The organism is Pelomonas sp. Root405, from assembly GCF_001425165.1.
GTDB lineage: Bacteria > Pseudomonadota > Gammaproteobacteria > Burkholderiales > Burkholderiaceae_C > Pelomonas.
In genome coordinates this window covers 184,096-193,555 of the sequence record NZ_LMDU01000015.1, presented here as the reverse complement: position 1 = coordinate 193,555, position 9,460 = coordinate 184,096, and the positions used below count along the sequence as shown (strand labels likewise).

The following is a 9,460-nucleotide window of genomic DNA, read 5'->3' as shown; positions in this document are numbered from 1 at the left end:
GCCTACTTCGGCTTGGCGGGCGCCGCTGCGCTGGTCGGCGGCCTCTTCGGTTTCGCCTTGCCGGCCGAGGGCGGGTGGGCGAAGGCGACCGTGGCCGGGTCGGCCTTCTCCAGATAGAGCGCGTACTGCGCTTCGTCGCAGGGCTTGGCGTCGTTGTAGTAGCGGTTGTCGCCCTTGTAGCGCTCCCCGGTGAAGGCTGGGCCCGGGGCGCCCGGTGGGTGGTGGGCGCTGTGGCTGGCGTAGCTCTGCGAGCATCCGTCGCGCAGGAACGCCTGGGCATGGTCCGCAGGCGTGTTGGTAGCGAGTGCAGGGAGGGTGGAAACCAGAGCGGCAATGGCCGTTGCAAGAACTCTCATGGCTGACCTCCAAGGACGGCTAGGAGTGATATCTAGATTAGGCCCAGCTGGCCTGAATTGCACGTGAGTTGCGGGTCGACAAGACGGCGCTGAAAACAAAAAGGCGCTCCGGAGAGCGCCTTGTAGACAAGCGGTGGAGCCGTTCAGAGGCGGAAGGGCTCGGCCTTCTTCTTGGTCGTCGGGCGGCCGGCGGCGGTCGGGTAGGCGTTCATCACCTTGGCCGGGTCGGCCTTGTTGTCGAGGTAGGCGGCGTATTGCTGCGAAGTGCAGGGCAGCAGCTTGCCGGGCTTGGCCTCGCCCTTGTACTTGCCGTTGGCGTAGACGAACTGATACTCGTTGGACGCGACCGGCGTGGCGATGCTGCTGGTGTCGCTGTAGCTCTGTGCGCACTCGGCGCGCAGCTCGGCCTGCTCGGGCGTGCCCTTGTTGCTGGCTTGGGCGGAGAAGGCGGCGGCGATGGCGAGGGCAGGGATCAGGAGCTTCATGGCGCGGTCTCGTTTGGGGGGTGGCTGATGGGTGCGAAGCTTACGCCGCGAGGGCCGGGCTTGCACCCCCGGAGGCGCGGGAGACCGGGTCGTGACGCAGTTCACGAACGACCGGCCGCACCGTGAACTACTCCTCAAGTTCCTCTTTTGCCAGCTCGATGTCGAGCAACTCCATCGCGTCCATCGCCTCGCAGGCGGCCGCGTCGGCGTACAGCTTCTCGGCTTCCTTCATGCGCTTGTCGCCCTCCAGCATGACCAAGCCGTTGGCGCGCTCGATCATTGCGATGGCGCTCGTCGGGTTGAGCTTGATGGCCTGCTCGAACATCTTCAGCCCGGTGGCCGCATCGGCGCCTTGCGTGCGGCCGAGCAGCTTGCCGACCTTGTCGATGACCTCAGCGTGGAAGGCGCCCAGCGCGATATGAGCGTCGGCATGCTTGGGCGCCAGCGTGATGGTGGTCTCCAGCGCGTTCTTCACCTTGCTGCCCAGCCCTTGCGCCAACGCCTTGGCCACGCTGATGCCCTGGCCGTAGCGGCCGATGGCATAGGCCTGCCAGTAGTAGGCATTGGGGTTCTTGGGCTCCTCGGCCTGCTGGGCCTCGGCGCGCTCGGCGATCTCCAGGAACATCTCCAGCTTCACCTTCTCCTTCTTCTCCAGGTAGTTGGCGTAGATGCCCTGGGCCTTGTTGGCGACGGTGATGCCGGCGCCCCCGGCGGCGAGGCCCGCGTCGTACGCAGCCTGGAAGTCCCCGGCGTGGAAGTGGGCCCAGGCTTGCAGGACGGCGGTGTCCTTGGGCAAGGGCTCGGCGTCGCCGGCATGCAGCCGCGCCCAGTGCTTCTTCAGCGTGGCCGGCGTGTAGACGAATGCGCTGTTGTCGTAGGGGAAGGCGGTCCACTTGGCCATGGCTTGTCTCCTAGGGTGATTGGTATTGACCGGCGAGCTTGAAGAGGTGGTCCTTGGACGCTTGCTCAAGGTAGGGTAGCAGCAGGCTCAGCGCATGGAAGGCGCCACGCATCAGCGCTGCACCGGCACGATCGGGCTCCAGCGCGTGGCGCGGATCGCGCACGTATTCGTAGCTCAGCCAATAGCTCACGACGACGACCATCGCGTTGGCCGTCGGTGCGGCCTCGCGCAGGTCCATCTTCAGCGCGCCGCCCAGGTGCAGGCCTGACAACACATGGCGCATCGCCTGCTCCTTGGCGGCGAGCAAGGTCTGGAAATGGGTCTCCAACCGGCGGTTCTTGAATAGCAGGTCGTTCAGGTCTCGGTAGAGGAAGCGGAACTTCCAGATCAGCTCAAACAGCATGTGGAAGAACAGCCAAGCGTCCTCGACATTGCGCACGTTGTCAGCGGCCGCCAGCAACTCGTTCAGCTCCGCCTCGTAGCGGCCGAAGAGGGCGTTGATCAGCTCGTCCTTGGCCGGGTAGTGGTAGTAGAGATTGCCCGGGCTGATCTTCAATTCGGCCGAGATCAGCGTCGTCGACACATTGGGCTCGCCGAAACTGTTGAACAGCTCCAGCGTGACCTCGAGGATGCGCTCGGCGGTGCGGCGTGGGCGTTTGGGCGTGGGCATCGCGGGGCATTCTGGCAGTGATCGGCGCTCAAGGAGGGGCGACTTTTAGAATCGCGCCCCATGCCGAATTCAGCCTCCCCGCCTGCCATCTCCTTCGAGAACGTCAAGAAAACATACCGGGGAGGGCAGGTCAAGGCGCTGGATGGGGTCAGCTTTGACATCCATTGCGGCGAGTTCTTCGGCCTGCTCGGCCCCAACGGCGCGGGCAAGACAACGTTAATCAGCGTGTTGGCCGGCCTGACCAAGGCGACCGAAGGTCGCGTGCGCGTGATGGGCCACGACGTCGTCGACGACTACGCCGCCGCCCGCAAGGCGCTGGGCGTGGTGCCGCAGGAGCTGGTGTTCGACCCTTTTTTCAGCGTGCGCGAATCGCTGCGCATCCAGAGCGGCTACTTCGGCGTGCAGCGCAATGACGACTGGATCGACGAGCTGCTGCACAACCTTGGCCTGGCCGACAAGGCCAACGCCAACATGCGCCAGCTCTCCGGCGGCATGAAGCGCCGCGTGCTGGTCGCCCAGGCATTGGTGCACCGCCCGCCGGTCATCGTGCTGGACGAGCCCACGGCGGGTGTCGACGTCGAGCTGCGCCAGACGCTGTGGCAGTTCATCGCCCGGCTGAACAAGGAAGGCCATACGGTGCTGCTGACGACGCATTACCTGGAGGAAGCCGAGGCCCTGTGCCAGCGCATCGGCATGCTGAAGAACGGCCGCATCGTGGCCCTGGACCGCACGTCGCAGCTGCTGGCCGGCACGGCGTCGACGATGCTGCGTTTCAAGACCGATGCGGCGCTGCCACCGGACATCGCAGCACGGGCGCGGGTGACGGGGCGCATCGTGCAGGTCACGGCGCATGACGCCAACGAAGTCGAGTCCACGCTGGCGGAGTTGAGGAAGGTCGGGGTGCCGGTCGAAGACCTGGAGATCGGCCGCGCTGACCTCGAAGACGTGTTCCTGGAAATCATGCAGGGAGAGCACGCATGAACGGTGCCTCGACCCTCTTCAAGAAGGAAGTGCTGCGCTTCTGGAAGGTCGCCTTTCAGACCGTCTGCGCACCGGTGCTGACGGCCGTCATGTACCTGCTGGTCTTTGGCCACACGCTGGAGGACCATGTGAAGGTCTACGACAGCGTCGGCTACACGCAGTTCCTGATCCCGGGCCTGGTGATGATGAGCGTGCTGCAGAACGCGTTCGCGAACAGCTCGTCCAGCCTGATCCAGAGCAAGATCACCGGCAATCTCGTCTTCCTGCTGCTGACGCCGCTGTCGCCCCTGGCCTGGTTTGTCGCCTACGTCGGCGCGGCCGTTGTGCGCGGCTTGATGGTCGGCGCGGGTGTGCTGCTGGTCACTGTGTGGTTCGCCCCGCCGGGGATGGACAACATGCTGTGGGTGCTGGCCTTCACGGTGCTTGGCGCCGGTCTGATGGGCACCCTGGGCCTGATCGCCGGGCTGTGGGCCGAGAAGTTCGACCAGCTGGCGGCCTTCCAGAACTTCATCATCATGCCGATGACCTTCCTGTCCGGCGTCTTCTACTCGGTGCATTCGCTGCCTGCCTTCTGGCAGGGTATCAGCCACCTCAATCCGTTCTTCTACATGATCGACGGCTTCCGCCGCGGCTTCTTCGGCGTCAGCGACGTGTCGCCGTGGATCAGCCTGGGCGTCGTCGGCATCAGCTTCGCGGTCGCAGCTGGGCTTGCTTTATCGCTGCTGAAGAGCGGCTACAAGATACGTTCCTAGAATCCGGGGTTTTCCCCGAGGACCGATCCATGGCCGACCCGACCCCGCAAGAAGTGCGCGATTTCATTGCCGCAGGGCTGCCCTGCGCGCATCTCGAAGTCGAGGGCGACGGCCGCCACTTCTTCGCGACCATCGTGTCTGACGAGTTCAATGGCCTCTCCCGCATCAAGCGACACCAGCGCGTCTACGCGGCGCTCGGTGAGCGCATGCGCGAGCAGATTCATGCGCTGTCGATGAAGACCTTGAGTCCCGAAGAATGGAGCGCGAAATGAGTGGCCTGACCCTCGCCCTTTCCAAGGGCCGCATCTTCGAAGAGACGCTGCCGCTGCTACGCGCCGCCGGCATCGAGGTGCTGGAAGACCCCGAGACCTCGCGCAAGCTCATCCTGCCGACCAACCGCGACGGCGTGCGCGTGGTGCTGGTGCGCGCCAGCGACGTGCCGACCTATGTGCAATACGGTGGCGCCGACCTCGGCGTGGCCGGCCGCGACGTGCTGCACGAGCAGGCCCTGGCCCAGGGCGGCTCGCACGGCCTGTACCAGCCGCTGGACCTGAAGATCGCCCGCTGCCGCATGAGCGTCGCCGTGCGCGCCGACTTCGACTACGCCGCCGCCGTCAAGCAGGGCTCGCGCATCCGCGTGGCGACCAAATACACCGAGATCGCCCGCCAGCATTTCGCCGACAAGGGCGTGCACGTCGACCTCATCAAGCTCTACGGCTCCATGGAGCTGGCGCCGCTCACGGGCCTGGCCGAGGCCATCGTTGACCTCGTCTCCACCGGCGGCACGCTGCGGGCGAACAAGCTGGTCGAGGTGGAGCAGATCATGGACATCTCATCGCGCCTCGTCGTCAACCAGGCCGCGCTCAAACTCAAGCGCGACCTGCTCCGCCCGCTGATCGACGCTTTCGCCGCGGCCATTGCATGAAACTTGTTCGCCAACTCTCCACCACCGACGCCGACTTCGCGGCCGAGTTCGAACGCCTGCGTTTCTGGTCGGCGGCCGACGATGCCGCCATCGAGGCCCGCGTCGCCGAGATCCTGGCCGATGTGCAAAAGCGTGGCGATGCGGCCGTGCTGGACTACACCGCCCGCTTCGACCGCATGGCGGTCGACAGCGTCGCCGCACTGGAAATCACCGCAGGCGAATTGCAGGCGGCGCTGGCCGCCATCACGCCGGCCCAGGCCGCCGCGCTGCAGGCCGCCGCCAAGCGGGTGCGCAGCTATCACGAGCGCCAGATCGAAGCCTGCGGCCGCAGCTGGAGCTACCGCGACGAAGACGGCAACCTGCTCGGCCAGAAGGTCACGCCGCTGGACCGCGTCGGCATCTATGTGCCCGGCGGCAAGGCAGCCTATCCGAGCAGCGTGCTGATGAACGCCATCCCCGCGCAGGTCGCGGGTGTCGGCGAGATCATCATGGTCGTGCCCACGCCGGACGGCGTGCGCAACCTGCTGGTGCTGGCTGCGGCCGCCGTGGCGGGCGTGCACCGCTTGTTCGCCATCGGCGGCGCCCAAGCTGTGGCGGCACTGGCCTATGGCACGGCCACCATCCCGCGCGTCGACAAGATCACCGGCCCGGGCAACGCCTATGTCGCGTCGGCCAAGAAGCATGTGTTCGGCCAGGTCGGTATCGACATGATTGCCGGCCCGAGCGAGATCCTCGTCATTGCCGATGGCAGCACGCCGCCGGACTGGGTGGCGATGGACCTGTTCAGCCAGGCCGAGCATGACGAGCTGGCGCAGAGCATTCTGCTCAGCCCCGACGCCGCCTTCCTGGATGCCGTCAGCGCCAGCATGGAGCGCCTTGTCCAGGAGATGCCCCGCGAGGCCGTCATCCGCGCATCGCTGGCCGGCCGCGGCGCGCTGATCCTGACGCGCTCGATGGAAGAGGCCTGCGAGATCAGCAATGCCATCGCGCCCGAGCACCTGGAGATCAGCGCCGCCGACCCGCAGCGCTGGGAACCCTTGCTGCGCCACGCCGGCGCCATCTTCATGGGCGCGTACACCAGCGAATCGCTTGGCGACTACTGCGCTGGCCCCAACCACGTGCTGCCCACGGCCGGTACCGCGCGCTTCTCGTCGCCGCTGGGCGTCTACGATTTCCAGAAACGCAGCAGCCTCATCGAGGTCAGTGCCGAGGGCGCACAGACGCTGGGCCGCATTGCCAGCGAGCTGGCCCATGGCGAGGGCTTGCAGGCCCACGCGCGCGCTGCCGAATTGCGCCTGCGCTAGCTCACCCTTCAGAAGACACGAAGTTCGTGCAACACGAACTTCGTGTACTCTTCGGGCCATGAAGAACGTCACCGTGTCCATGGATGACGCCGTGGCCGAATGGGCCCGGCTGGAGGCGGCGCGCCGCAACACCAGCGTGTCGCGCCTGCTCGGCGAGCTGCTTGCCGAGAAGATGCAGCATGACGACGTCTACGAGCGCGCGCTGCAGGACTGGCTGCATCGTGAACGGTCATGGTCGTCCGACGGGCAGCCGTATCCCGGCCGGGGCGTCCTGTGACAGCGCCCGTCTTTGTCGACACCTCCGTGCTGCTCTTTAGCGAGGACGGCGCTCGCCCGGCCGAGCGTGAGCAGGTGCTGGCGTGGCTGCGCGCGTTGTGGGCGACGCGCACCGGTCGTGTCTCCGTGCAGGTGCTCAGCGATTTCTACCTGCTCGCCACCCAGCGCGTGAACCCGCCCATGCCCCAGGGCGATGCGCGCGCCGAGGTGCGCCGCTACCAGCACTGGCAGCCCTGGCAAACCGATCAGGCGACCGTCGAATCGGCCTGGTCGCTGGAGAGCCGCTTCGGCCTGCCTTTTGCCGACGCCCTGGTCATCGCCAGCGCGAAGGCCCAAGGCTGCACCCGCCTGCTGAGCCTGGCCCTGCCGCACGAAGCCGTCTTCGACAGCGTGCAGGTGCTCAACCCACTCGTCACCGCGCCATGACCGCTGCACTGGACAAAGCCCTCGCTCAAATACGCCCCGATGTGCGGGCGGCGCATGCCTACGTCGTGCAGCCCAGCGCCGGCGTCATCAAGCTGGACGCGATGGAGAACCCCTACCGCCTGCCGCCCGAGCTGCAGCAGGCGCTGGGCGAGCGCCTCGGCGCGCTGGCGCTGAACCGCTACCCGGCCGAGCGGACAGCCCAGCTGGCCCGCGCGCTGGCCCGCCATGCCGGCGTCGGCGACGACGTGGGCGTCACCTTGGGCAATGGGTCCGACGAACTCATCGGCCTGCTGACCATCGCCGTCGCCAGGCCCGGCGCCACCGTGCTGGCGCCCGTGCCGGGCTTCGTCATGTACGAGGCGCTGGCCGGCCAGCAGCGGTTGGAGTTCATCGGCGTGCCGCTGCGCGCCGACGACTTCCAGCTCGACGAGGGCGCGATGCTGGCCGCCATCGACAAGCACCAGCCCGCGCTGATTCATCTGGCCTATCCCAACAACCCCACCGCCACGCTGTGGGACGCGGCGGTGATCGAGCGCATTGCGAAAGCCGCGCCAGGGGTCGTTGTCATGGACGAGGCCTACCAGCCCTTCGCCAGCGCCGACAGCCTGGCGCTGATGGCCCGCCAGCCGAATGTGCTTGTCATGCGCACCATGAGCAAGTTCGGCCTGGCCGGCGTGCGCATCGGCTACCTGCTGGGCGCGGCCGAGCTGGTCAACCAGATCGAGAAGCTGCGCCCGCCCTACAACATCAGCGTGCTGAACGCCGAAGCGGCCTTCTTCGCGCTGGAGCATGCCGAGGTCTACGCCGCCCAGGCGGCCGAACTGCGACAGCAGCGCGAGCGCCTGTTCGCCGCGCTGCAGGCGATGCCCGGCATCACGCCCTGGCCCAGTCAGGGCAATATGATCCTCGCCAGGGTGCAGGACGCGGCCGCCACCTTCGCGGCACTGAAGGCACACGGCGTGCTGATCAAGAACGTGTCGGCTCTGCACCCGCTGCTCGCGAACTGTGTGCGCCTCACCGTCGGGACGCCCGACGAAAACACCTCGCTGCTCCAAGCGCTCGAAGCCTGTCTGTCATGACCACACCCCCCGTCACTTCACGAGTAGCCGAAGTCACCCGCAACACCCGCGAGACGCGCATCACCGCGCGCATCAACCTCGACGGCACGGGCCAGTCCAAGCTGCAGACCGGTATCGGCTTCTTCGACCACATGCTCGACCAGATCGCCCGTCACGGCCTGATCGACCTGGACATTCATTGCGAGGGTGACCTGCACATCGACGGCCACCACACGGTCGAAGATGTCGGCATCACGCTGGGCCTGGCCGTGGCCAAGGCCGTGGGCGACAAGGCCGGCCTGACGCGCTATGGCCACAGCTATGTGCCGCTGGACGAAGCGCTGTCGCGCGTCGTCATCGACCTGTCCGGCCGCCCCGGCCTGCACATGGACGTCAAGTTCACGGCTGGCAGCATCGGCGCCTTCGACACGCAGCTGACTTTCGAGTTCTTCCAGGGCTTCGCCAACGCCGCGCTGGCGACCGTGCACATCGACAACCTCAAGGGCCACAACGCCCACCATCAGGCCGAAACCATGTTCAAGGCCTTCGGCCGCGCGCTGCGCATGGCGACGACGCCGGACCTGCGCTCGGCCGGCGTGATCCCGTCGACGAAGGGGTCGCTGTGACCCGGACCGTTGCCGTGGTGGACTACGGCATGGGCAACCTGCGCTCGGTGTCGCAGGCCGTCATGCATGCTGCACAGGGCCAGGGCTTCGATGTCGCCATCACCTGCGACCCCGATGTGGTGCGCGCTGCCGAGCGCGTCGTGCTGCCCGGTCAAGGCGCCATGCGCGACTGCATGGCCGAGCTGGCGGCCTCGGGCGCCAAGGAAGCCGTGCTGGAAGCCGCCGCCACCAAGCCGCTGCTGGGCGTCTGCGTGGGCATGCAGATGCTGCTGGACCACAGCGAGGAGCAGGACACGCCAGGTCTCGGCCTCATCCCCGGCCGCGTGCAGCGCTTCCGGCTCGAAGGCCGCTTGCAGGATGACGGCAGCCGCTTCAAGGTGCCGCAGATGGGCTGGAACCGCGTGCACCAACCGCGGGCCCATCCAGTTTGGGATGGCATTCCCGACGAGAGCTGGTTCTACTTCGTGCACAGCTTTTATGCGACGACGGCGTTGCCCGAGCACAGCGCCGGCGAAACCGATTACGGCGGCCGCTTTACCTGTGCCGTGGCCCGGGATAACATTTTTGCGACCCAATTCCACCCCGAGAAAAGTGCCGCGCTGGGCCTTGCGCTCTATCGCAACTTCCTTCACTGGAACCCCTGACCGTGTCACCCCGGTCTGCACCTTCTCGCCTCCCGCCTTCTCCTCAGCCCTCTAGT

General features: G+C 66.7%; 14 protein-coding genes. 10 read left to right on the top strand and 4 right to left on the bottom strand.

From position 1 onward, the window contains the following. Positions 1-2: 2 nt before the first annotated feature. The 4 genes from ASC81_RS22530 to ASC81_RS22515 form a co-directional block, all read right to left on the bottom strand. Positions 3-356 (bottom strand): hypothetical protein, encoded by a 354-nt coding sequence (locus ASC81_RS22530; protein ID WP_056272400.1) that lies wholly within the window; start codon positions 354-356, stop codon positions 3-5. Positions 357-499: 143 nt separating this feature from the next. Continuing rightward, positions 500-841 carry a hypothetical protein gene (locus tag ASC81_RS22525; protein WP_056272397.1) on the bottom strand — a complete coding sequence of 114 codons (342 nt, stop codon included), beginning with the start codon at positions 839-841 and terminating at the stop codon, positions 500-502. A gap of 127 nt (positions 842-968) precedes the next feature. Further along, the gene (locus ASC81_RS22520; RefSeq protein ID WP_056272396.1) at positions 969-1,742 is read right to left on the bottom strand and encodes a hypothetical protein; all 774 of its coding nucleotides are present in this window, start codon (positions 1,740-1,742) and stop codon (positions 969-971) included. Positions 1,743-1,752: 10 nt separating this feature from the next. Next, positions 1,753-2,412: a TetR/AcrR family transcriptional regulator gene (locus ASC81_RS22515; protein ID WP_056272393.1), complete on the bottom strand. Its 660-nt coding sequence runs from the start codon at positions 2,410-2,412 to the stop codon at positions 1,753-1,755. Positions 2,413-2,472: 60 nt separating this feature from the next. Between ASC81_RS22515 and ASC81_RS22510 the strand changes: the two genes are divergently transcribed. Genes ASC81_RS22510 through hisH form a run of 10 tightly spaced genes read left to right on the top strand, consistent with a single transcriptional unit; the run spans position 2,473 to position 9,404 of the window. Next, positions 2,473-3,393, top strand: a complete 921-nt coding sequence (locus ASC81_RS22510) for an ABC transporter ATP-binding protein (RefSeq protein WP_056272390.1) — start codon at positions 2,473-2,475, stop codon at positions 3,391-3,393. Beyond that, positions 3,390-4,145: an ABC transporter permease gene (locus tag ASC81_RS22505; RefSeq protein ID WP_056272388.1), complete on the top strand. Its 756-nt coding sequence runs from the start codon at positions 3,390-3,392 to the stop codon at positions 4,143-4,145. The genes ASC81_RS22510 and ASC81_RS22505 overlap by 4 nt, the downstream gene beginning before the upstream one ends. Before the next feature lie 29 nt (positions 4,146-4,174). Beyond that, complete coding sequence (locus tag ASC81_RS22500; protein WP_056272385.1) at positions 4,175-4,417, top strand: BolA family protein; 243 nt, start codon at positions 4,175-4,177, stop codon at positions 4,415-4,417. After that, entirely contained in the window at positions 4,414-5,070 is a 657-nt protein-coding gene (gene hisG / locus ASC81_RS22495) for an ATP phosphoribosyltransferase (protein ID WP_156392357.1), read from the top strand. The genes ASC81_RS22500 and hisG overlap by 4 nt, the downstream gene beginning before the upstream one ends. Further along, the gene (hisD, locus tag ASC81_RS22490; RefSeq protein ID WP_056272381.1) at positions 5,067-6,374 is read left to right on the top strand and encodes a histidinol dehydrogenase; all 1,308 of its coding nucleotides are present in this window, start codon (positions 5,067-5,069) and stop codon (positions 6,372-6,374) included. Before hisG ends, hisD begins: the two co-directional genes overlap by 4 nt. 58 nt (positions 6,375-6,432) lie before the next feature. After that, on the top strand, positions 6,433-6,651 hold the full coding sequence (locus ASC81_RS22485; protein ID WP_056272379.1) for a hypothetical protein: 219 nt from the start codon (positions 6,433-6,435) through the stop codon (positions 6,649-6,651). Continuing rightward, positions 6,648-7,076: a PIN domain-containing protein gene (locus tag ASC81_RS22480; RefSeq protein ID WP_235533741.1), complete on the top strand. Its 429-nt coding sequence runs from the start codon at positions 6,648-6,650 to the stop codon at positions 7,074-7,076. Before ASC81_RS22485 ends, ASC81_RS22480 begins: the two co-directional genes overlap by 4 nt. After that, the gene (gene hisC, locus ASC81_RS22475; RefSeq protein ID WP_056272373.1) at positions 7,073-8,155 is read left to right on the top strand and encodes a histidinol-phosphate transaminase; all 1,083 of its coding nucleotides are present in this window, start codon (positions 7,073-7,075) and stop codon (positions 8,153-8,155) included. Before ASC81_RS22480 ends, hisC begins: the two co-directional genes overlap by 4 nt. Then, positions 8,152-8,760, top strand: coding sequence for an imidazoleglycerol-phosphate dehydratase HisB (gene hisB, locus ASC81_RS22470; protein ID WP_056272370.1), 609 nt, complete (start codon positions 8,152-8,154; stop codon positions 8,758-8,760). The genes hisC and hisB overlap by 4 nt, the downstream gene beginning before the upstream one ends. Further along, positions 8,757-9,404, top strand: a complete 648-nt coding sequence (hisH, locus tag ASC81_RS22465) for an imidazole glycerol phosphate synthase subunit HisH (protein ID WP_082536736.1) — start codon at positions 8,757-8,759, stop codon at positions 9,402-9,404. Before hisB ends, hisH begins: the two co-directional genes overlap by 4 nt. Positions 9,405-9,460: the final 56 nt, after the last annotated feature.

What these genes read in the sequence shown, in the direction of transcription:
- ASC81_RS22500 (WP_056272385.1), top strand. Translation starts at nt 4,175, where the DNA reads ATGGCCGACCCGACCCCGCAAGAAGTGCGCGATTTCATTGCCGCAGGG.
- hisC (WP_056272373.1), top strand. Translation starts at nt 7,073, where the DNA reads ATGACCGCTGCACTGGACAAAGCCCTCGCTCAAATACGCCCCGATGTG.
- ASC81_RS22530 (WP_056272400.1), bottom strand. Translation starts at nt 356, where the DNA reads ATGAGAGTTCTTGCAACGGCCATTGCCGCTCTGGTTTCCACCCTCCCT.
- ASC81_RS22510 (WP_056272390.1), top strand. Translation starts at nt 2,473, where the DNA reads ATGCCGAATTCAGCCTCCCCGCCTGCCATCTCCTTCGAGAACGTCAAG.
- ASC81_RS22515 (WP_056272393.1), bottom strand. Translation starts at nt 2,412, where the DNA reads ATGCCCACGCCCAAACGCCCACGCCGCACCGCCGAGCGCATCCTCGAG.
- hisD (WP_056272381.1), top strand. Translation starts at nt 5,067, where the DNA reads ATGAAACTTGTTCGCCAACTCTCCACCACCGACGCCGACTTCGCGGCC.
- ASC81_RS22505 (WP_056272388.1), top strand. Translation starts at nt 3,390, where the DNA reads ATGAACGGTGCCTCGACCCTCTTCAAGAAGGAAGTGCTGCGCTTCTGG.
- ASC81_RS22520 (WP_056272396.1), bottom strand. Translation starts at nt 1,742, where the DNA reads ATGGCCAAGTGGACCGCCTTCCCCTACGACAACAGCGCATTCGTCTAC.
- hisG (WP_156392357.1), top strand. Translation starts at nt 4,414, where the DNA reads ATGAGTGGCCTGACCCTCGCCCTTTCCAAGGGCCGCATCTTCGAAGAG.
- ASC81_RS22485 (WP_056272379.1), top strand. Translation starts at nt 6,433, where the DNA reads ATGAAGAACGTCACCGTGTCCATGGATGACGCCGTGGCCGAATGGGCC.
- hisB (WP_056272370.1), top strand. Translation starts at nt 8,152, where the DNA reads ATGACCACACCCCCCGTCACTTCACGAGTAGCCGAAGTCACCCGCAAC.
- ASC81_RS22525 (WP_056272397.1), bottom strand. Translation starts at nt 841, where the DNA reads ATGAAGCTCCTGATCCCTGCCCTCGCCATCGCCGCCGCCTTCTCCGCC.